Genomic DNA, 23,071 nt, shown 5'->3' with positions numbered 1-23,071 from the left:
CCGCGCCAACGTGCTCGGCGGCCGCAAGCTGCGAGCAAAATCAGGATTAGAGGACCAAAGTCTTGATTTTCATCGCATGAGCGGTACGTTCAGGGTTTATCGGTCGCGCGGATTGTGATTATCTCTGTATCGACCCTGTTGATGCAGAGATAATCACAGAAGTAGGCTGAAAAGTGTGATTTTCTCTGTAAAAGTACCGGTTATACAGAGATAATCACAGAAATGGGGCCAAAACCGTGATCATCTCTGCATGTACGGGCAGTCGGCTCAGCCGAAGGTGTGTGAGAGAGCCCCAAGCGGCGGCAATCTTTGCGCCCGACAAGATGCCGGGTGGGGCGGCTGATGCCAATGGGCCGAACTTCTCAATCAGTCCTTGATCTCGGCCTTGTAGAAGTTGACGTAGGAGCGCGAGGGGGTCGGGCCGCGCTGACCCTGATAGTGCGAGCCGACGCCGGTCGAACCGTACGGGTGTGCCGCGGGGGAGCTGAGCTCAAAGAAGCACATCTGCCCGATCTTCATGCCCGGCCAGAGCTTGACCGGCAGCGTGCTCACGTTGGAAAGCTCCAGCGTGATGTGCCCCTCGAAGCCCGGGTCGATGAACCCGGCGGTGGAGTGCGTCAGAATGCCGAGGCGTCCCAGCGAACTCTTGCCCTCGAGACGCGCGGCGGTGGTGCCGTCGAGCTTGACGTATTCCCAGGTCGAGGCCAGCGCGAATTCGCCGGGGTGCATGATCCACGGTTCGTCCGGGCCCACCTCGAATTGTTCGGTCAGGTCGCCTTGGTTTTCGGCCGGGTCGACGTAGGTATACGCGTGATTGTTGAACAGCCTGAAATACCGGTCGAGCCGCACGTCGATGGAGGCGGGCTGCACCATCTCGGGCGTCCACGGGTCGAGCGAGATATGGCCGTCGGCTTGGGCGGCGAGGATGTCGCGGTCTGATAGCAGCATACGTTCCTCCAAAGTGGGTTGCGTGTCGAACGCTTGGCCGGGCATGGCTACGAAAATCGAGGGTGATGCCTGGTCGGCGTTCGATTACTTTACTTTCTGCTCTAAGTGTAGACGTTACGGCCGTCGAGGCGTGCGCAACCCGGTATATTGCCTAAAAACGGAGGAAAAGTCGGGGAAACAGGAAAACAAATACAAATTATCAGGTAATTTTCAGGTAATCCGATTCTCTTTTCAAGGATGATGGAGTTACATAATAACTGTCAGCAAGAGCTGACCGGTGATTTTGAGTTTTGGATTTGCCGATAATTGAACCCTTTCTTCTTCTCTCTTCTCTTCCCCGGTGTGTTCTAGCACCGGGGTTTCTCTTTTCTGCTTGCTCAGCAGCTATCAGCCGGTCCGGCAGTGTGGTGTCGCGTGCGCTATGGCGGCAATGTGCAGCGTTAAGTATGGCAAAGTCGGCAGTGACGCAAGCAGTGTGACAATTCCCGTTCAAAAGGACGCTATGTTGGCCTCTCGCGGGGTAGACTAAAATCATCGGTTCATTCCAGAGACGGATCGGCCATAATTCGTGTTCTGATTTTCGACCGCATTATTGAATATGGATTTGAATAGACGGGACAGATGGCGACATGAAAGAGGATTCCGACCATCATGGCGATCAGACCGGTGCGCGGATACGCAACGGTTCCGAGCCCGACAACGCTCGCGTATATAACGTCAGCGAGTTGCGTCGTCACAGTCCTGCGTCGCAACGTAAAGCCCGTCATCGCAAGTCCTTTATTATCAGCGCGATAGTCGTTATCGCCGTTCTCGTTTTGATTGTGGTGGCGTTGCAGGTATCGCTCAAAACCCTTAAACGTAATACGGATTCATTGCTTGGAAACGATACGTCCACGACGATTCAGGGCAAGACCAAGGCGCCGCAAAACGATGCCGATCAAATGAAGCAGGGCATCGAGCAATTCGCCGGAACCTGCACGAGCGGCTGGATGGATGTCGATGTGTCCAGCCAGCTGCCGGGTGCGGGTGCCGCGTCATTCTGCAAGACCACACAGGTCGCGTTCGTCACGTTCCAGACGAAGGCCGCGGCTTCGATGGACGGTGACATGGTGCGTTCGCAGGCACCCAACCTGATCAATCAATATACGGGAAGCAAAGTCGAGGTGGATGATTTGCGCGTGTTGAGCAACGATCAGTGGATGGCCGTCGGCAAAACGAAGGCGATGAAGGGGTTGCAGCAGCAGTGGGGCGGCAAGCTTGAGAAGATAGGTTCCGGCGATTGAGAGTAAGGGGATATCCCAGCCGCTTATGGGGTCGCTACAGTAGTCACTTGATTTGAGAGATGGTTGCCTGGTTTATTGAGTATTGGCAAGAAGTGATTGGTCGTTTCCGAGGGCAAGATCGTTCATTTTCGTCTCATTGGCATACGGTGCGCTGCCTCAAAACGTGTGTGATTCAGATTGGCGTTCTTCCAATCTGAAAATGATGTAGCGCAAAGCGCGTGTTCGATAGCGACCGGTGCAATGCCATCCCGCTCGATACCATCCGTTTGCCTCGAAACGCCAGTGAACATTTTTGGCCGCTGTTGGGCTGGCCGCTTATCATGGTGACTATGAGCGATGAAGCAGTAAACAGCGAACATTTCGGCAAACCGGAGGACGCGAACGGGGGGAAGACGGAAAACGTTGGAAGCGGCTTAGTTGGCCGTCAATCCGATGCTATTCCCGGGCGTTTCGGCGACCCGATGGAGATTTCCCATGTCGTCTATTCCCAAGGCGGCGGCAAGGCACGACCGACGCGGCCGATGTTCCTGTGCCTGCATGGCTGGGGTTCCAATGAACAGGATCTGGCCGGGATGATGCGCTACGTCGCGCCCGGCAACGATTACGTTTCGCTGCGTGCACCGCTGGTGCTGCAGGCCGAGGGGCCGGGGGAGTTCGGCAGCGGATCGGGGGCGTATAGCTGGTTCCATGACGGCGTGCCCACCGGCGAGGATTTGGACAGGGACATTTTCGCTGCGGCCACCGCCGTCGACAACTGGGTCAACGAGCATGTCGGCGCCGACCGCGAGCTGGTGCCCATCGGATTCTCGCAGGGTGCGGCGCTCGCGATTCACTTGTTGCGCATCCATCCCGAGCGTTACCGTGCGGTCGCTGCGCTTTCCGGTTTCGTGGCTCCTGGGCAGGTTAAAGGCACGGCACCGGCCGACGACCGGCTTGCAGACATGGAAAAGCCCGTTTTTTACGGTTACGGAGACCGTGACAACGTCCTGCCGAAGTACGAGATTTACGGTGCGACGGCCTGGCTTGAGGAACATACGTGGCTGACGGTGAAGAACTATCACCAGCTCGACCACGCCGTGAGCCCAGCCGAATTCACCGACCTCACCCAATGGCTTCTCCTCAACAACATCTCCTCTGGCGTTGTCTGAAGCCGTTAAGCGGAAAGCCCAGTGGGCTTTCCGTAGGCTGAAGGAGCGCGATTCTCGAGCGCGAAAGAGCGATAAGAGCCCAAGTAGAGTATGTTTTTCAACGTCACGAGCCCTGTGGGCTTCTCGTAGGTGAGCTGAGCGCGATGTATCGAGCGCGAAATGCGGAGTTGTTGGCTTAGAAGGCAGAGTTGTATACCTTTTTCACTTATCCCTTTGCGTCGACCTGCTGAGGCGTTAAGCAAGAAGCCCTGTGGGCTTCTTGTAGCCGAAGTGAGCGCGATGTATCGAGCGCGAAGGATGCAGGTCGAAATGAGCTCTCTTGCACAGTCAGGTGCCGTTTAGAGTTCCGCTTCTGCGTCAACTTGGCGAACCGTTAAGCGGAAAGCCCTGTGGGCTTTCCGTAGGTGAGCTGAGCGCGATGTATCGAGCGCGAAGGATGCAGGTCGAAATTAGTTTGGTTGAAGAATTGGATAACCTCTAGAGTTCCGCTTCTGCGTCGACCTGCATCACATACACATTCCGCCTCAAATGCTTCGCCTGATTGCGCGAGATTTCGCCGGAATCGAGCATGTCCTGAATGACGCCGAGCTCGATGGAGTAGCTTTCGTGTTTGACCTCGTCGATCTGCGGCGCGGCCTTCGCGGCGGCCGCGACGTCCTTGCGGCTGCGCAGTTCGGCCCGCGCGCGCTGGTAGTCGCGCAGCAGCAGTGTGCAATATTCGGATTTATAGGTATCGCTGCGCATTTCCTTGTAAAGCCGGTTGATGACGTGATCGATGGCGTCGATTTGGGTGGCTCTCAAATAATAGTAAATTTCATTCTCATTGAGCATCGGAGCGGTTCGGCGGAACTTGTTGTTGGCTCGCCTTGCCAATGTGGTGATCTGACGCCGTAGCGCATGCGCACGCCCGCGAATCTGCGAGACCGCACGATAGTGGGTTTTCTTGTCGGCCGTATGCCGCAACGTGTTCATGATCTGGTCCATCATGCGTTCGCACGCCTCGATCTGCAGCTGACGATTGTGCTCGTTCATCTGCGTATCGGCTTGGGCGTTCGCCAGCCGGCCTCGCACGTACTCTTTTTCCCAGTGCAGCGCGTCGATCTGCAAAGTCTCGAATTCCTCGACATTGAATCCGCCGATGCGTTGATGCAGCCGGGTGATTCGGTTGTTGTAGGAATCGATGACGGGCAAAATCACGCGGCGGTTGTCGTCGGTGACGCGGCCCGAAAGCTCCTGAACGGTGCGCTTCAGCTCCTCGATGGTGATTTCGACAAGCTTTTCGGATTCGTCGGCGTCGTCTTTGGCCGGCGCAAGCAGCGGCAGCATGAAATTGGCCAGCAGCAGCGTCAGCACGATGACGCCGGAAGCGATGAAAATAAGCTCGTTGCGCATCGGGAACGCGTCGCCGGAGAGGACGGAGTAGGGGATGGTGAACATCAGCGCGAGGGTGATGGTGCCTTTCGGTCCGCCGAACGTCATCACCGCCGCGTCACGCAGAGAGCGCGGTTTCAGCGGCACGCGCTTGCCGGTTTCAGGGTCGCGAGACGGCGCCGCGATCAGCCAGACCCACAGGAAGCGGATGGCGATGGCCACCACGGTGACGAGCAGAATGATGCTGACCAACGCGGTGTTGCTGACAGTGTGGCTGAGCCAGCTGGCTCGCATGGCGCTTGGCAATTGCATGCCGAGCAGGATGAATACGGTGCCGTTTAGCACGAACGAGAGCACGGCCCACACGCTGTTCGAGACGATATTGGTGCGGGCGACGTTCGGTCCGCCGATGCCGTTGCGGTCGAAATGGACGGTCAGCCCGAAGGCGACTACCGCGAGGATGCCGGAAATGTGTAACGCTTCGGCACCCAAAAACACCAGGAACGGCAGGAACAGTTCCATCAGAATGCGTGTGGTCATCGTCTCCCAGCCCAGATGCCGGGCCAGGGTGAAGATCCAGTTGGCAAGGAAGCCTGCGAGAAAACCGACAATGATGCCGCCGAAGAACGAGAGCAGAAAATCTTTGGTGGCGGTGGCCATCGAAAACGAGCCGGTCACGGCCGCCAGGATCGAGAACTGGAAGCCGATGACGCCGGAAGCGTCGTTGAAGAGCGATTCGCCGGTCAGGATGCCGGCTTGTTCGCGGGTGAGTGTCGCTTCGCTGGAAAGCGAGGACACCGCCACCGCGTCGGTCGGGCCGAGCGCCGCACCCAACGCAAACGCCGCCGCCAGTGGAATCACTGGCCACACCGCGTGCAGCATGAACCCGACGACGGCCATGGTGCCCAACGCCAGTCCGATGGCCATCGGCAGCGAGAATTTCAACGTTTTGAAGAGCATCCGTTTGTCGATTTCATGCGCCTCGACGTAAAGCAGCGGCGCGATGAACAGCACCATGAACAGTTCCGGGTCGAGCTTGACATGCGGGAATACCGGCAGAAAGGCGAGGGCGATGCCGAGCGCGATTTGAACGAGAGGGGTCGATATTCGTGGAATAAACCGGCTGACGAACGATGAGAGCACGACGGCCCCCAGGATGCAGAGGATCAGCTCGAAAATTGCCACGGATTATCGGTTCCTTTCTTGGGTTGGCTTCATTGCGGTTCTGGTCGGTTCGGCGATTTAACGGTTCGGACGGTTTCGGACACTTCACTATTCACTATATCGAATGGATATTTCGGCATTATGCCTCAAGCTTTGCGGATTTGAGGAATCTCTAGGTTTCGAGTTGGGCGTTCGGTATTTTTCTGGACAATGAGGTGGGTTTTATTTGGTAAACGGCGTTTACGGGTATTTGCGGGCATCGAAACGTAATGCATTATTCTGTACAATCTTTTCACTTTTCATCTAGATCACTGGTTGGATTGAATCAGATTGCCGGTCGCGGTTACCTTGAACCCGGCCGTTTCCCGTATACGGTTGTCGATTGCTTTTACACTTAAGGATTATGGACACTGCGAGTTTGCGTTGCGCGATGGATGCCGCGCTCGGTCTGGCGCGTGAGGCGGCAAAGGCCGGTGAAGTGCCGGTGGGCGCGGTCGTGCTTGACGGAGATGGCACGATTATCGGTTGCGGCCGTAACCGGCGTGAAGCCGACGGCGACCCGCTCGCCCACGCCGAGGTGATGGCGATGCGTGAGGCGGCGGACTCACGGAAAAGGCATATGAACGATGATGCTGGTTATAGTCGCGGCAATGCCGACGATAGCCGCGATGGCCAGACCGTGAACAAGTCTGCTAGGCAAAATGCTTGGAATCTGGCCGATTGCACGCTGGTGGTCACGCTTGAGCCATGCCCTATGTGCGCAGGAGCCGCTCTGCAGACCCACGTCGGCCGCATCGTGTTCGGTGCATGGGATGCCAAGCTGGGCGCGTGCGGTTCGATCTGGGATATCCCGCGTGATCCGCATGTCGGTGCTCGCCCCGAGGTGATTGGCGGGGTGCGCGAGGCTGAGTGCGCGCAAATGCTTGCCGATTTTTTTGTCTATCGTCGTAAATGATTCAATTATCGAACCCGTTGACAGCCGTTCTGGCAAACAAATCATAGAAATGGTTCATCATCGTGTGAAATTGCCTCAATATAAGAGATGTTGGTGCCACCAAGTTGCTCTTTTTTGAGGGAATTGCCTTCATAATGTGCGTTTTTTGGGGGTCTTGGTGCACCAAGACCCCCAAAAAACGACGAAATTCACACTTATTCTTTCAAAAACGGCCTGCTTGGTGGCACCAACATGCTGAAATGTTGGAAATGCTGTTTGCAAGAGGATGGCATACGCGGGGTAGTGGCTGTACGTGCAGTGAGTTATTTGCGTGACGGCAACGGCGCGATGCCGGGCGTGATCTTCAGGGCGGTCCAGGCGGAGCGCAGCAGAATGATGAAAAGGTAGGCCGCGAGCAGGTACGAGCCTACTTTGGCCGAGACGAACGCGGCGACCCAGGCTCCCAGCGGCGTTCCGCAAGCGGCGGCGATGCCAATGATCAGGCCGTTCTTGAGATGTACCAGCCCACGCTTCCAATTGGCGAAGGTGCCGGTGATGGCGCTGGGGAACATGGCCAGCAACGAGGTGCCGCGGGCAATCAGATCGCTCGCGCCGAAGAGCAGCGAAAGCGCGGGCACGGTCACGGCGCCGCCGCCGATGCCCAGTAGCGCCGAAAGCATGCCGATGAGCACGCCGAGCAGCACGAGCAGAATGCCTTTGACCACGGTCAAGTGGATGCTGGAGTTGCGCGAAGGCGTCAATACCAGCTGGCTGACCACGACGAATGCCAGGAACGCCACGAAGAACCAGCGCAAGAACACTTCGGAAAGCCGCGAAAGCAGCCAGCTGCCGATTTGCGAGCCGATAATGGTGCCGACCACCATCAAAAGCGCTGCGATCCAATCGACGTGCCCGCTCATGGCATAGGAAATGACGCCGGAAATCGAAAGCGGGATGATCGCCGCAAGCGAGGTCGCCGCCGCGTGGCGCTGGGTCATGCCGAGCCACACCAGCGCCGGCACGATGATCGACCCGCCGCCGATGCCGAAGAGCCCGGAGAAGAAGCCGGCGATCAGCCCGACGACGATCATCACGACAATCTGCTGCACCGGTCCGCGCGTGACGGGCGTTTCCTCCTCGACTTGCGTCTCGGCTGCGTTCCCCTTAGGTTTCTGCTCGTCCATCACATTCCTCGTTCTTCTCGTCCTTTGCGCGCTGCCGTACGTATGTTCATTGTCGTCGACCGTTCGCCATGCCGTTACACCACATTGTATGGAGAACGGCAAAATTTCTGCCCCGATTCGCGCGGAAAAGTCAGGATGTGGTCAAATTCGGGATGATTCCAGCGTAATTCGCTCACATACTGTTCCGATCATTCTTAACTAGACATCGATCCGGAAATCAATTCGGAAACGCTCAATGAAACGGTTTGCGGGTTATGCCTTCGCTCAAAGGGTTCTCACCATTGAGTTTTGTGAGCTAGAATACATATATAGGTATATGTCTGCGTGAAGGCAGATCTGGATTTGTCTCTCGCATGCAGCAGTATCCACGGCGAAGTGAGGGGTAATTATGGCTCGTTTGATTATCGTTTCCAATAGGCTTCCAATGTCCCTGCATGCCAAACCCGACGGTACGTTCGCGATGAAGCAGAGCATCGGCGGCTTGGCCACGGCAATCGGGCCTTACCACAAGTCCCACAACGACTGTCTGTGGGTTGGCTGGAGCAGCATCGACCCTGAAACGCGCACCAAGGACGAAATCGAGAAGATTCGTGACGAATTCGCGCGTCGCCGCTGCGTCCCGATTTTCCTGACCCAAAAGGAAATCGACGGGTATTACGCCGGTTATTCCAACGATACGTTGTGGCCCCTGTTCCATGATTTTGCACATGAGGCGAAGTTCGATTCGTCCACATGGAAGGTCTATCAGGAGGTCAACAAGAAGTTCGCCGACACCATCTCCCAACTGGTTAACCCCGACGATACCGTGTGGATTCAGGATTATCATCTTTTGCTGGTTCCGGCTATGCTGCGAGCCGGCTTCCCCAAACTCAAAATCGGCTGGTTCCTTCATATTCCGTTCCCCAGCCCCGAGATCTTCCGCCAGCTGCCCAACGGCAAGGACCTGCTCGAAGGCCTGATGGGCGCGGACCTGCTGGGCTTCCACACCGAAGACTTCTGTGTGAATTTCCTCGCCTCCGTTCGTGCGCTGCTGGGCATGGAGGTCGACAGGGACGGCCGCATTCCCGTTGGGTCCGGCGCGTCGCAACGGTTCGTGACGGTCGACGCCTTCCCCATAGGCATCGATTACGGCCTCTACCGCCGCAACGCCCATTCCAGCCTCGCGCAGGCCATGCGCCACGGCATCGAGGCCGTCAGCGGCAAGCGCACAAGGCGAGTCAGCACCTCGTTGACCGCAGAATCCCAGGCCGCAGCGGAGGCGAGCGATCAGGAAGAAAACTGGTGGAGCGCCCATACAGGTGACGAACTTCCTGAGGTCGAGCTGGCGCAGTCCGCCGCGGCCAAACGTGGCACCCAAGACAACAAAGTGGTCGTTTCCGTCGATCGCCTCGATTATACGAAGGGCTTGCCGGAACGCCTGCGTGCCTTTGATCTGATGCTGAGCCGCTATCCCGAGTGGGTCGGCCACGTTACGTATTACCTTTTGGCGACGCCCACGCGCGAGGACGTGGAGACGTACCGCAAGCTGAAAGATCAGGTCGATCAGCTCGTCGGTGAGATTAACGGCAAGTATTCACTTCTTTCCTGGGAGCCGATCCATTACATCACCCGTTCCCTGCCCATCAAGCCGGTTTGCGGTATCTATACGGCAGGCGACGTGGCGCTGGTCACTCCGCTTCGAGACGGCATGAATCTGGTCGCCAAGGAATATCTGGCCGCCCGCGATGGTCGTGACGGCGCGCTGGTGCTTTCCGATGAATGCGGCGCCGCTCGCGAGCTGACGGACGCGTTCATCGTCAATCCTTATGACACCGAAGCGGTGTGCGAGGCCCTGCATTCGGCCTTGGAGATCAGTTCTAGTGAGGCCAAGCGCCGCAATGCCGCTATGCAGGCCCGTCTGAAGTATCGCACCGCAGGGCTGTGGAGTGCGGAATTCCTGAGCACATTGCGTCAGGTCAGTGATCCGCGTATGGCCGACCACCGTCTGCAAAGCGCCCAGCGCGATCGCTTGGTCCGCGAGTGGGGAGAATCGAAGCACAAGCTGGTGCTATGCGATTATGACGGTACGTTGACGCAGATCGTGCGCACCCCGGGTCGCGCCAAGCCGACGCACCGTCTGATCGATTTGCTGCGTGAGGTCGGTTCCATCCCCGATGTGGACCTGTATCTGGTCTCCGGCCGCACCCGCGAGACGATGAACGAGTGGTTCGGCTGCCTGCCGATCGGCCTGATCGCCGAACACGGTGCCTGGCACACCAAGCCGATCGCCGGCGAAACCGCCAAGAACGCTCAAGGCAGGACGATTACTCCCAAACGTTACTGGCGACGTGCCGAGGGGCTTCCCGACCCGGATGAATGGCGTCCGATCATCGAGACGATTATGAACAAGTCCGTCGCCCGCGTGCCGAAGTCGTTCATCGAATACAAGTCCACGGATCTGGCATGGCACTATCGCATGAGCGACCAGAAGCTGGCCCTGGAGCAGCGCGAACGGCTGGTCGACGAGCTGCAGAAGGTATGCCCGCAGTACGGTCTGATGGTCATGCGCAACGCCAAGGTCATCGAGGTCTGCCCGGCCAACGTCAGCAAGGGCGAGGCGGTGAAGCCACTCCTGGAAAGTGGCCGGTACGATTTCGCCCTCGCTTTCGGCGACGACACCACCGACGAGACGATGTTCGCCTCGGTTTCCAGTTGTGCCGATGCCAGCGACGAGGACGATATGCTCGAGGCCTTCGACGTCGCCGACACCGGTGCGGTCAAGGTCGTTTCCAACAAGGCACCTGCTGCTGGCTCATCGAGAGCCGAAGCCGATAGCGCGAAACCTGCTGTAAAGTCCGCAAAACCTGATGTCGCATGGACCATCAAGGTCGGCGCCGGAGAGACTAGCGCCCGTTCGCGCATCGCCACCCCGACCGATACCGCGCGGTTGCTGGGCTACCTGGTGGCCGAGTCCGAGGCCGTCGCCGCCGGTACGGCTCCTGACGATAAGCCCAAGTCCAAGCTCAAGTCCAAGAACGAAAGAGTCTCAAAGGCAAAAGCCGCGACGAAGGCGAAAGCGTCTGGAAAGAGCAGGGCCAAGGCCACGGCAAAGTCGGGCAAGTAATATTCGATTTTTGGACATCGAACCGGCCGCGATGTCATGCCGCCGTACAATTCCGGTATGAAACAAGAAAAAGTTGTCAAGGCACTGCAGCATGATCACGCGGCCGAGTTGAAGAAGGCGGCCCAAAGGTTGAAAGGCACTGCGCGCCACACGCGCATCATGCCTTCGCCCGCCCTTTCCGAGGCGACCGGCCATGAGATTCTTCTGAAGCCGGAGAACCTTCAGGTCACCGGTTCCTTCAAGATTCGCGGTGCATACAACAAGATCGCGTCCCTGAGTGACGAGGATCTGGCCCGCGGCATCGTCACCGCCTCCGCTGGCAACCATGCGCAGGGTGTCGCTTATGCGGCACGCGAGCGCGGCGCGAAAGCTACTATCGTGATGCCTGAAAGCACCCCGCCGCTTAAGGTCGACGCGACGAAATCCTACGGTGCCAACGTCGTGCTGCACGGCAATCTGTTCGACGATGCCGCCGAATACGCCTCCGAACTTTCACAGCGTGACGGTCTGGTTTACGTCCATCCTTTCGATGATTACGAAGTACTCTGCGGGCAGGGTACCATCGGTCTCGAAATCCTCGAAGACGTCCCGAACGTCACGGACGTCGTGGTCCCGCTGGGCGGTGGCGGCCTGGGCGCGGGTGTGGCGCTCGCCATCAAGACCTTCAAGCCGGAAGTCCGTGTCATCGGCGCGATTCCCGAGGGTTCGCCCGCGTTCAAGAATTCGTTTGCCGCTGGCTCGGTCGTTGCCGCCGACAAGGTGGTCACCTCGGCCGAAGGCGTCGCGGTCGGGCGTCCCGGCGACCTCACGTTCGCGATTTTGAACGAGTACCTCGACGACCTGATCACCGTCACCGAACGTGACATCAACGAGATGATCCTCTTAATGATGGAAAAGCACAAGCTGGTGGTTGAGGCTGCCGGAGCGGTGTCGTTGGCCGCATTGGAGCACCTGAGCCTGCGCTCGCGGGTTTTCGCGGCAGCGAAGGGCAAGCATGTCATCGTGCCTATCATCTCCGGCGGCAACATCGACACGGTCACCATCGGCGCTGTAATACAAAAGGGCATGATCGCCCGCGGCCGCATCATGAACTTCGAGGTCGAGCTGCCCGATACTCCCGGCCAGCTGGTCAAGGTCGCGCAGGTGCTCGCCGACGCCCGCGCCAACGTCATCGAGCTCAACCACGACCAGTTCAAGGCTTCCGGCCACTACACGGATTCGGTTTCGCTCGGCGTCACCGTCGAGACGAACGGCCCCGACCACATCGCCCAGGTCCTGAAAGCCCTTAAAGACGCCGGTTTCGACCCGAAGCGCATCTACTGACCGATCGTCCGTATAAAGCACTTGTATATGGAAAAGTCCCGTCGGGTTCGGTTCGGCGGGACTTTCACTGTTAGATGGATATATATGTCTTGGACTTAGGCTTTCTCCGCTTCGGCGATGGTCCGGTCCACCAGTTCCGGCAGCGCCTTGGCGATGTCGTCGTGGATGAGCGTGGTGGCGATGTTGTCGTACTGCGTGCGTCCCATATTCATGATCGTCATCGGCACTCCGGCCTGCACGGCGGTCGGTGCCAGCGACGCGGCCGGGAAGACCTCGAGCGTCGAGCCGATCACCCAGAACTCGTCCGCCTTGGCCACGCGCGCCATCGACTTCTCCATCGCCCCGTCCGGCAGCATCTCGCCGAAATAGACCACGTCGGTTTTGATCAGTCCGTCGCAGGGCATATTGCCGCTATACGGCAGCTTGCGGTGGCAGTGTGGGTCCGGCTCGGCGTCGAGGTTGTCCATGATGTCGGCGGTGTTGTACTTGGCATGGCATTTCATGCAGTGCGAGGTGCCGATGGTGCCGTGCAGGTTGACGATCAGGTCGCTGGAATTGCCGGCCTTCTCGTGCAGCGCGTCGAAGTTCTGCGTGGCCAATAGCGTCAGCAGCCCCGCCTTTTCCAGCTTCACCAGCGCCTTGTGCGCCTCGCCCGGCTCCGCGTTCCACACCGGCGATGCTTTCTGCCAGGCCCACGAATATTCACGCGCCTTCTTGTCGCTCATAAACGCGTCGATGTCATAGACGCTCATCTGGTCGGGGTGCTTGGTCCACACCCCGTCCGGTCCGCGAAAGTCGGGGATTCCTGCGGAGGTCGAAATACCTGCACCGGTCAATACCGCAATTTTTTTAGTCATATGTATATTGTAGCCAAATCGTAAAGCGCGGCTACGGAACAACCAAGAAGCGCCGCCTCCTATATATATATCCGCTTCCTTTATATATCGATTCTTTATATGTGCCTCTTTACATGCCGGATCTTTATATATTGAAATATATTGGGGTATTCCCCTCTCGAAGAGGCAGGATGTTCGAACTTAGCGGCGAAGAGGCTGAAGGATTATTCGTTTATCTCAGTATCTGAGCAGCGTTGAAGGAAGCGCCCGGCTTTTAAAAGGCTTGTGGCGACGCATTTTTTGGCATAAGGACGCTGACACGCCGTAAATAAAGAATTACATCGATTTGATTCTTGATATTTACGGGCTAAAATAACGCGTAAAGGTGCAGTAACGCCTTTGATGACACGCCGGAAGAACCGCATCATTGCAACGGTTCTTAAGGTTTTTGCGTCCCTGCACTTGCGCGATATCGATTTACCGCGTATATTTATTTCTTGCTGCTCAACACGGCAACTTCTCCTCCAAGAGTTGAGATTGTTTGTTGGTGTGGTGGTGGTTTGAGAACTCAAGAGTGTGTCTGTACTACTTTTATTGTAAAGCTTTTTTTGATTGCCAGTTTGGTGATCGCCTCGTGTTTCGCGGGGTGGCCGAGGGGCCTTAAAGATTGCCGAGGTTTTTAGTGTGGACCATTCCCCCTTATGGAATGGTCTCGTCAATTATTGTGCCTGTCCTTTGGGATGGGTTTTTGAGAGTCGTTGAACGGCTTTTCTGCAAGTTTTTTTGTGGAGGGTTCGATTCTGGCTCAGGATGAACGCTGGCGGCGTGCTTAACACATGCAAGTCGAACGGGATCCATGGTGCTTGCACCGTGGTGAGAGTGGCGAACGGGAGAGTAATGCGTGACCAACCTGCCCCATGTTCCGGAATAGCTCCTGGAAACGGGTGGTAATGCCGGGTGTTCCGCGTGATCGCATGTGATCGCGGGAAAGGGTTACCGACATGGGATGGGGTCGCGTCCTATCAGCTTGTTGGCGGGGCAACGGCCCACCAAGGCTTTGACGGGTAGCCGGCCTGAGAGGGCGACCGGCCTCATTGGGACTGAGATACGGCCCAGACTCCTACGGGAGGCAGCAGTGGGGAATATTGCACAATGGGGGGAACCCTGATGCAGCGACGCCGCGTGCGGGATGAAGGCCTTCGGGTTGTAAACCGCTTTTGTTGGGGAGCAAGCGAGAGTGAGTGTACCCTTCGAATAAGCGCCGGCTAACTACGTGCCAGCAGCCGCGGTAATACGTAGGGCGCAAGCGTTATCCGGATTTATTGGGCGTAAAGAGCTCGTAGGCGGTTCGTCGCGTCTGGTGTGAAAGCCCATCGCTTAACGATGGGTCTGCGCCGGATACGGGCGGGCTTGAGTGCAGTAGGGGAGACTGGAATTCCCGGTGTAACGGTGGAATGTGTAGATATCGGGAAGAACACCAATGGCGAAGGCAGGTCTCTGGGCTGTTACTGACGCTGAGGAGCGAAAGCGTGGGGAGCGAACAGGATTAGATACCCTGGTAGTCCACGCCGTAAACGGTGGATGCTGGATGTGGGGCCCATTCCACGGGTTCCGCGTCGGAGCTAACGCGTTAAGCATCCCGCCTGGGGAGTACGGCCGCAAGGCTAAAACTCAAAGAAATTGACGGGGGCCCGCACAAGCGGCGGAGCATGCGGATTAATTCGATGCAACGCGAAGAACCTTACCTGGGCTTGACATGTTCCGGATCGCCTCAGAGATGGGGTTTCCCTTCGGGGCCGGTTCACAGGTGGTGCATGGTCGTCGTCAGCTCGTGTCGTGAGATGTTGGGTTAAGTCCCGCAACGAGCGCAACCCTCGCCTTGTGTTGCCAGCGGGTTATGCCGGGAACTCACAAGGGACCGCCGGGGTCAACTCGGAGGAAGGTGGGGATGACGTCAGATCATCATGCCCCTTACGTCCAGGGCTTCACGCATGCTACAATGGCCGGTACAACGGGATGCGACATGGCGACATGGAGCGGATCCCTTAAAACCGGTCTCAGTTCGGATTGGAGTCTGCAACCCGACTCCATGAAGGCGGAGTCGCTAGTAATCGCGGATCAGCAACGCCGCGGTGAATGCGTTCCCGGGCCTTGTACACACCGCCCGTCAAGTCATGAAAGTGGGCAGCACCCGAAGCCGGTGTCCGAACCCTTGTGGGCGGAGCCGTCTAAGGTGAGGCTCGTGATTGGGACTAAGTCGTAACAAGGTAGCCGTACCGGAAGGTGCGGCTGGATCACCTCCTTTCTACGGAGAATTCAGGCCACTGTCTGGTGGCCGGTGTCGGATCGCCACGGGATGTTCCTGTGGTCGGTCCTGCTGGTGTGGAAAAGATCAAGGATGACAGTTTTGCTCTTATAGAGTGGTGCGGGCATGCTTTTGGGCTCCCGGATCGCCACCCCGTCCTTTGGGACGGTGCGATTCGATGCCCTTCGCTGACGGTCTTCCCGGACGGGGATTCCGGACGCGTCGGTGCGTGGTGGCTTGAGAACTGGATAGTGGACGCGAGCAAGAGTTTTTACTCTTGTTTTGTTAGATGCAATTTTTAAGACCGGTCTCCGATTCCGTTAAGGATTGGGGATTTGGTCGATCGTTTTGTGATCATTTTAGTGTGATGATGTGTTGTCCAGAGTTTTTCGCAGTGGTCCTTGCGGCATGCATTCCTTGTGTGGGTGTGTGTTGCTGGTAAGGGCGTATGGTGGATGCCTTGGCAGACAGTACCGATGAAGGACGTGTGGGGCCGCGATAGGCCTCGGGGAGCCGCCGACAGGGCTTTGATCCGAGGATTTCCGAATGGGGGGACCCGCCGGCCGTATGGGCCGGCACCGCATTCGTGCGGGGGGTACGCAGGGAAGTGAAACATCTCAGTACCTGCAGGAAAGGATATTCCGTGAGTAGTGGCGAGCGAAAGCGGATCAGGCCAAACCGGCCGCGTGTGATAGCCTCCAGGCGTTGCGCGGCGGGTGTTGTGGGGCCTGGTGCCCGGATGCTGGAGCGTCCGGCGGAAGTCATAAAGCGGCGTGCTAGGCGAACGGGATTGAATTCCCGGCCGTAGAGGGTGATGGCCCCGTAGCCGGTCGCGCGCTGCCTTCCGATCCAGGTTCCCAAGTAGCACGGGACTCGTGGAATCCCGTGTGAATCCGCCCCGACCGTGGGGTAAGCCTAGATATGACTGTCTGACCGATAGCGAACGAGTACCGTGAGGGAAAGGTGAAAAGCACCCCGGGAGGGGAATGAAATAGTTTCTGAAACCGTGCGCCTACGAACCGTCGGAGCCTCCTTGCGGGGTGACGGCGTGCCTATCGAAAAATGAGTCTGCGAGTCAGTGGCAGGTGGCGAGGCTAACCCGTCGTGGGGGAGCCGTAGCGAAGGCGAGTCTCAAAAGGCGTTTGAGTCGCTTGTCCTGGACCCGAAGCGGGATGATCTAGCCCTGAGCAGGTTGAAGCGCGGGTAAGACCGCGTGGAGGACCGGACCCACCTAGGTTGAAAACTGGGGGGATGACTTGGGGCTAGGGGTGAAAGGCCAATCAAATTCCGTGATAGCTGGTTCTCTCCGAAATGCATTTAGGTGCAGCGTCGCGTGGTTCCACCGGGGGGTAGAGCTACTGGATGCCTGAGGGCGCGTATCGCGTACCGACGGCAACCAAACTCCGAATACCCGTGTGGTAGAGCGCGGCAGTGAGTCGGCGGGGGATAAGCTCCGTCGTCGAAAGGGAAACAGCCCAGATCGTCGTCTAAGGTCCCGAAGCGCGTGCTAAGTGGGAAAGGATGTGGAGTCGCATAGACAGCCAGGAGGTTGGCTCAGAAGCAGCCATCCTTGAAAGAGTGCGTAACAGCTCACTGGTCTAGTGGTTCCGCGCCGACAATGTAGCGGGGCTCAAGCACGCCACCGAAGACGCGGCAGTATCTTTGATACTGGGTAGGAGAGCGTCCCGTACGGGGTGAAGCGGCAGCGTAAGCTCGCCGTGGACCGTGCGGGAGCGAGAATGCAGACATGAGTAGCGAGAGACGGGTGAGGATCCCGTCCGCTGGATGACCAAGGGTTCCGGGGCCACGTTCATCGTCCCCGGGTGAGTCGGGTCCTAAGGCGAGGCCGACAGGCGTAGTCGAATGGACGAACGGGTCGATATTCCCGTACCGGCGCAGGACCGTCAAGACCGAAAGTCGGGTACTAACCTCCCGCATCGCGGATGCCTCCCTTCGGGGTGGCTGAGGCGGTGTGGTTGGGACAGACCTTCCGGTAGGCCAGCGCAGGAGTGACGCAATGGAAGAGCCGGCCGCGGCGGTGGTAGTCCGTGGCCAAGCGTGCAGCCGGTGTCGTAGGCAAATCCGCGACACAATACGGCGAGGCGCGATGGTGGGGCCCGTTGGGGCCGAATCCGGTGGTTTCCGTTGCCGAGAAAAGCTTCGGCGCGAGGTGCTGCGGCGCCCGTACCGCAAACCGACACAGGTGGTCAGGTAGAGAATACCAAAGCGATCGAGCGAATCCTGGTCAAGGAACTCGGCAAATCACTCCCGTGCCTTCGGTATAAGGGAGACCCCTTGGGGTGAACCGCCTTGCGCGGGGAGCCTCGGGGGGTGGCACAGACCAGGGGGTAGCGACTGTTTACCAAAAACACAGGTGCATGCGAAGGCGCAAGCCGCTGTATATGCACTGACGCCTGCCCGGTGCCGGAAGGTTAAGAGGATCCGTCATCCCGACTCGTTCGGGGGCAGCGGTGAATTCAAGCCCCGGTAAACGGCGGTGGTAACTATAACCATCCTAAGGTAGCGAAATTCCTTGTCGGGTAAGTTCCGACCTGCACGAATGGCGTAACGACTTCCCCACTGTCTCGACCAGGAGCTCGGCGAAATTGCAGTACGAGTAAAGATGCTCGTTAAGCGCAGAAGGACGAAAAGACCCCGGGACCTTTACTATACCTTGGTATTGTCATTAGGTGGAAACTGTGTAGCATAGGCGGGAGGCTTCGAAGCGGTGGCGCCAGCCATCGTGGAGCCGCAAGGTGAAATACCGCTCTGTCTCCATTTGATGTCTAACCTCGACACGTCATCCGTGTCAGGGACAGTGCCTGGCGGGTAGTTTAACTGGGGCGGTTGCCTCCCAAAGGATAACGGAGGCGCTCAAAGGTCCGCTCAGCCCGGTTGGCAATCGGGTGTCGAGTGCAATCGCACAAGCGGGCTTGACTGTGAGACTGACGGGTCGAGCAGGGACGAAAGTCGGAGATAGTGATCCGGTGCCGGCGCACGGGCGCGGCATCGCTCAACGGATAAAAGGTACCCCGGGGATAACAGGCTGATCATTCCCAAGAGTCCATATCGACGGGATGGTTTGGCACCTCGATGTCGGCTCGTCGCATCCTGGGGCTGTAGCAGGTCCCAAGGGTTCGGCCGTTCGCCGATTAAAGCGGCACGCGAGCTGGGTTCAGAACGTCGTGAGACAGTTTGGTCTCTATCCTCTGCGCTCGTTGGAATATTGAGGAGACCTGCCCATAGTACGAGAGGACCTGGGTGGACGAACCTCTGGTATGCCGGTTGTCGCGCCAGCGGCACGGCCGGTTGGCTACGTTCGGAAGGGATAACCGCTGAAAGCATCTAAGCGGGAAGCCTGCTCCGAGATCAGTATTCCTTAGGACCTTCGAGTCCTTGTAGGCCCCAGGCGAGAACACCTGGTTGATAGGCCGGACGTGGAAGCCCCGCGAGGGGTGGAGCCGACCGGTACTAACGGCCGAAAGGCAATCACACCCCGACCATCGCGGTTGGGCGTGAGGATTCTTCTGCGATAAACGAAGACGACATTGAGCATTATGATGTCACATCACGATTCATCCGCATCCGACATCGCGTCCGCTTTCCGGTTCCCGAGCCGCCACATCCCATGGCGGGTCACAGGACTCCACATGCATAATATAAGATTTGCGGCGGCCATAGCCCAGGGGAGACGCCCGGTCCCATTCCGAACCCGGAAGCTAAGGCCTGGCACGGCGATGGTACTGCACCCGACAGGGTGTGGGAGAGTAGCCCGCCGCCGCACCACACTTCACAAGGGAGGCCCTGTAGGGCCTCCCTTTTTTCATGCCCGCGGCCGGGCCCCACGGCCCCCGCGGGGCCTTCCGCATACCCCCACACACCCGCGCCGCACACGTAACAGGAAACACGCACCACCGGCACAACCGGACACGCGAGGGGCGATTGGTCGGCGTCGCGCAGAAAACACTTCGAACCGTTCGGAAGGGTCCGGGCCATCGCCGGCTTTCGGCCACGACCCTGACAGGATCGGCAGGAACGAGGCCGCAGCCAAGGCGTATGGGGACGCCGGTTATAGAGCGGAGTCCGACATCCGCACGCATCCGGAAACGGTTATGCCGGCACGGTCCGATACGGTGCGAAGGCATATTACCGTTGGAAATTCGACGCGCATAGTCGTGCCACTCGGCGACTCGGTTGAATTGTACCAATCTGTATTTTTGTCGTGTTTCCAGGCTTGCTCATCTGGAAACCCCATATCTGGCGGGCGGTACGTCTGTCAATTGATGGCTGCCAAGTGTGCGGATAACATATCTTTCTTTTTGGTTTTAATCCATGCAAATATGCAGGTCACCATGCGTCAATTAGATAGAATGTCACAAAAGGTTGAAATAACGACGTTTGTACCATAAAAAAATTTAAAAAACAAGTCTTTTTTTCTGTAGGTTTTTCCTTTACTCTGTAGACACTGCGGCACAACACTGTCGCGGAACAGAGTGAAGCGGAGCGGCAATGCGTGTGAGGACAGGACTGGCCAAAGTTGTGGCGCTGATGCCATTGCTGGCGGTAATGGCGATGCTCGCGTCGCTGTTGGTAGCGCAGAGTCCTGCAATCGCAGCAGACGGTGGATCTGCAAGTTCGATAAGCTCGAATGCTTCGCAACATTCAAATCGTCAAGCTGAAGCAGATCAACTGGTACAAAGTAATCAAACAGCTTCAGAATACCCGTACTCCGATGAAACAGCGATGGCTAAGGAACAGGCGCAGTCTAGCGGTTCAGCGTTAGTAAACGGTGTTTTCCTATCGCATGCAAGCCTTGAGAATCAGGGCCATTCGGTACGGCCGGCGGCAGATACGGTTACAGCAGAAGATGACACTTGGGGCGGGGTGGCCAAAGAGCTTAATAAAGGGCTTGAACAGGTCGATGGCACGTATGCTTCCGGAGACAGGACCACGGCCGCCTCGCAGATGAGCGCGGTTGCGACACGATACACGGCATCCAATTTCGGCAGGGCTGTGCAGGAGACGCTTGGTGCCGATCGTCAGCAAGGCGAGATGAGCCAGTTCCAGTCCGTACAGCAACTGACGTATAGCTACGGACATGGAGCCGATCTCGGCTCGCAGATTGCCGCGCTTTCCAACGAACTGGAAACGGCTGCAGCGCAACTCGACGCCAGTCCTAATCTGGCCAAGCCCAAGGCGTACGCGGCTCAAATCGAGCAGACGGTCAAGGCGCAGCGCAAAGTGCTGCAGAAGAACAAGAAGACCAAGTTCTATGGCAAAGGGAACCGCACCTGGCTCCAAGTGGCCGGGCAAATGGGCAAGGTCATCGATCAGGGCGTTGCCGCTGCCAAAGCCGGTGACGGCGAAAAAGGTTCCGACAAGGTGAACGTCGCCTACTACCAGTATTACGAAAAGCTCGGGTTCGAGAAGAACGTGATGAACGCGATTTCAGGCTCGCGCGTCTCCTATATGGAAAGCTGTTTCAAGGAACTGCGCAAGGCCATGATACGAGGGGACGCGCCGGCGAGTATCAAAAAACAGGCCAATGAGCTCAAGGCCAATCTCGTTGTCGATGCCAAAAAGCTTGACGGCGGAGCCGAGGCCCAAGTCAACGGCGCTACGAAATTCGCCACCAGCTCCATCGGCCAATCATTCCTGATTCTGGTACGCGAAGGGCTTGAAGCGCTGCTTGTGGTCGCGGCCATTATCGCCTACATGCTTAAAAGTGGCAACAAGAAACTGGTGCGTTGGATCTATTTTGGCGTCGTTGTCGGGCTCATCGGTTCGGGGCTGATGGCGGTGCTCTTCGCGGTGTTCTTCAACGGCAACGGGCCGCAGCAGGAGATTATGGAGGGCGTTGTTGCGCTGATCGCGATGCTCATGCTCATCTACACCAGCAACTGGATGCTTTCGAAGTCCGATACCGAGGCGTGGAAGTCTTATATCGGCAGCAAAACGAAGAAGGCGATTTCGAATGTCGCGGCGGCTGATTCACTGACGTTCGCCGGGGTGGTATCACTGGCCATGCTGAGCTTCCTAGCGGTCTTCCGCGAGGGCGCCGAGACGGTGATGTTCTATCAGAGCGTCTATTCGATGACGAAGGATTCGCGCGGCATGTGGATTGGCGGCTTGGCGGCTGCGGTCGTGCTGATTATCGTCTTTGTACTGATTCGCTTCACTTCCGTACATATCCCTCTGCATCCGTTCTTCCTGATCACGTCGGTGTTGTTGGCCGTCTTGGCCGTTACGTTCGCAGGTGGCGGCGTGCACTCGCTCATCGAAGGAGACGCCGTCAACGGAACGTATCTGGCAAGTATGCCGACCAACGAATGGCTCGGGCTCTATCCGTATACCGAAACCATCGTCGCGCAGATTATTGCCGCCGTGGTGATTATCGGGTTGTTCGTCGTTTTCGGTATTCGCAAGCACCGCGAAAAGGTGGCGAAAAGTGCCGGATCTTCTGATTGCAAGGAGGCGTTGGCATAGATGAGAAAACGGGATTCGCTGCAGGTGCGGCCTGTATCGTGTGGTCTGCGATTGCGGATATTCGGCACTATTGCGGTCAGGCGATCACAATGACAGCGGTTAGTGGCTTGATCATGATGCCGGCTCCAACGGTTCCGGGAGCAAGCGGTGAACAAAATCGTTCGGCACACATAGACGTTCGACAGATGACGGATATTCCCCTTACAGGGAAAGCTGCGATATGGCTTGGCACGTATTGATTGAGCGGTTGCCGGATTCGTCTTATACAACTGCGGACAGAAACAAAACAGAGTAATAACCATTACACAACAAATAGGAGAAAACAATGAAGAAAAGCAAACTCACCGGCCTGCTGACCGCTGTGGTCGCCGGGGCGCTCGCGTTCTCGTTGGCCGCGTGCGGGTCGAACGGCTCGGGCTCCGCTTCCGGCTCGGGTGACAAGGGCAAGGCTGGGTCGTCATCCTCGCAGAGCGCTCAGAAGAAGGCCAACAGCAACGGTGCGAAGTTCGAGGAGATTCCGATCGGACACGACCAGCAGATTTTCCCGCTCAACATCGCGACCGTCTACTTCCAACCGGTCGATATGTACCCGCAGGGGATGGGACTTTCCGCGGCCGAGTCGAACCTGCACCTCGAGGCCGACATCCACGCGTTGAAGGACAACAACCTGGGTTATGGCACCGGCGACTTCATCCCGAAGCTCACCGTCAAGTACCAGATCCAGGACAAGAACGACCCGAACAACAAGCAGGACGGCACGTTCATGGAGATGAACGCCGACGACGGGCCGCACTACGGCGCGAACATCAAGCTCGACAAGGCCGGGCAGTACAAGCTCACCTACACCATCTACAGCCCCGAAACCAACGGCTGGACGCTGCACGTCGACCCGGATACCGGCGTCAAGGGACGTTTCTGGACCAAACCGATCGTGGCGAGCTTCGACTGGAACTACGTCGTGCATCAATGGTGACTGCTTCCGCAGA

The 23,071-nt window shown here is 57.7% G+C and carries 11 protein-coding genes and 3 rRNA genes; 10 read left to right on the top strand and 4 right to left on the bottom strand.

The genetic code is table 11. From position 1 onward, the window contains the following. Nucleotides 1-366: 366 nt before the first annotated feature. Nucleotides 367-948, bottom strand: a complete 582-nt coding sequence (dcd, locus tag OZX75_RS06845) for a dCTP deaminase (RefSeq protein ID WP_277145904.1) — start codon at nt 946-948, stop codon at nt 367-369. 629 nt (nt 949-1,577) lie between these two features. On the opposite strand from dcd, the gene OZX75_RS06840 reads away from it, so the two are divergent. Next, nucleotides 1,578-2,231: a hypothetical protein gene (locus OZX75_RS06840; protein ID WP_277145903.1), complete on the top strand. Its 654-nt coding sequence runs from the start codon at nt 1,578-1,580 to the stop codon at nt 2,229-2,231. 329 nt (nt 2,232-2,560) lie between these two features. Then, entirely contained in the window at nt 2,561-3,379 is an 819-nt protein-coding gene (locus OZX75_RS06835) for an alpha/beta hydrolase (protein WP_277145902.1), read from the top strand. Between the two features lie 477 nt (nt 3,380-3,856). On the opposite strand, the gene OZX75_RS06830 is transcribed toward OZX75_RS06835, so the two are convergent. After that, nucleotides 3,857-5,935 (bottom strand): Na+/H+ antiporter, encoded by a 2,079-nt coding sequence (locus tag OZX75_RS06830; RefSeq protein ID WP_277145901.1) that lies wholly within the window; start codon nt 5,933-5,935, stop codon nt 3,857-3,859. Between the two features lie 382 nt (nt 5,936-6,317). On the opposite strand from OZX75_RS06830, the gene OZX75_RS06825 reads away from it, so the two are divergent. Then, nucleotides 6,318-6,869 (top strand): nucleoside deaminase, encoded by a 552-nt coding sequence (locus OZX75_RS06825; RefSeq protein WP_277145900.1) that lies wholly within the window; start codon nt 6,318-6,320, stop codon nt 6,867-6,869. 302 nt (nt 6,870-7,171) lie between these two features. On the opposite strand, the gene OZX75_RS06820 is transcribed toward OZX75_RS06825, so the two are convergent. Then, complete coding sequence (locus OZX75_RS06820) at nt 7,172-8,032, bottom strand: sulfite exporter TauE/SafE family protein (RefSeq protein WP_525930237.1); 861 nt, start codon at nt 8,030-8,032, stop codon at nt 7,172-7,174. Nucleotides 8,033-8,420: 388 nt separating this feature from the next. Here OZX75_RS06820 and OZX75_RS06815 point away from each other — a divergent pair, with 388 nt between their 5' ends. Continuing rightward, nucleotides 8,421-11,135 (top strand): bifunctional alpha,alpha-trehalose-phosphate synthase (UDP-forming)/trehalose-phosphatase, encoded by a 2,715-nt coding sequence (locus OZX75_RS06815; protein ID WP_277145899.1) that lies wholly within the window; start codon nt 8,421-8,423, stop codon nt 11,133-11,135. Nucleotides 11,136-11,192: 57 nt separating this feature from the next. Then, nucleotides 11,193-12,458 carry a threonine ammonia-lyase gene (ilvA, locus tag OZX75_RS06810; protein ID WP_277145898.1) on the top strand — a complete coding sequence of 422 codons (1,266 nt, stop codon included), beginning with the start codon at nt 11,193-11,195 and terminating at the stop codon, nt 12,456-12,458. 95 nt (nt 12,459-12,553) lie between these two features. Here ilvA and OZX75_RS06805 read toward each other — a convergent pair whose 3' ends face one another. Beyond that, nucleotides 12,554-13,315 (bottom strand): SIR2 family NAD-dependent protein deacylase, encoded by a 762-nt coding sequence (locus OZX75_RS06805; protein ID WP_277145897.1) that lies wholly within the window; start codon nt 13,313-13,315, stop codon nt 12,554-12,556. Nucleotides 13,316-14,076: 761 nt separating this feature from the next. On the opposite strand from OZX75_RS06805, the gene OZX75_RS06800 reads away from it, so the two are divergent. From OZX75_RS06800 to OZX75_RS06780, 5 genes are all read left to right on the top strand, one after another. Further along, a 16S ribosomal RNA gene (locus OZX75_RS06800) occupies nt 14,077-15,599 on the top strand. Between the two features lie 428 nt (nt 15,600-16,027). Further along, nucleotides 16,028-19,095: ribosomal RNA gene (locus OZX75_RS06795) — 23S ribosomal RNA — on the top strand. Between the two features lie 171 nt (nt 19,096-19,266). Continuing rightward, a 5S ribosomal RNA gene (gene rrf / locus OZX75_RS06790) occupies nt 19,267-19,383 on the top strand. The 16S, 23S and 5S rRNA genes sit together here, the layout of an rRNA operon. Before the next feature lie 959 nt (nt 19,384-20,342). Continuing rightward, nucleotides 20,343-22,085, top strand: a complete 1,743-nt coding sequence (locus tag OZX75_RS06785; RefSeq protein ID WP_277145896.1) for an FTR1 family iron permease — start codon at nt 20,343-20,345, stop codon at nt 22,083-22,085. A 325-nt stretch (nt 22,086-22,410) separates the two neighbouring features. Further along, the gene (locus OZX75_RS06780; protein ID WP_277145895.1) at nt 22,411-23,058 is read left to right on the top strand and encodes an iron transporter; all 648 of its coding nucleotides are present in this window, start codon (nt 22,411-22,413) and stop codon (nt 23,056-23,058) included. The last annotated feature ends 13 nt before the right edge of the window (nt 23,059-23,071 follow it).

It is taken from the genome of Bifidobacterium sp. ESL0800 (assembly GCF_029395355.1).
Taxonomy (GTDB): Bacteria; Actinomycetota; Actinomycetes; order Actinomycetales; family Bifidobacteriaceae; genus Bifidobacterium.
This window is presented reverse-complemented; position numbering and strand designations above follow the sequence as displayed.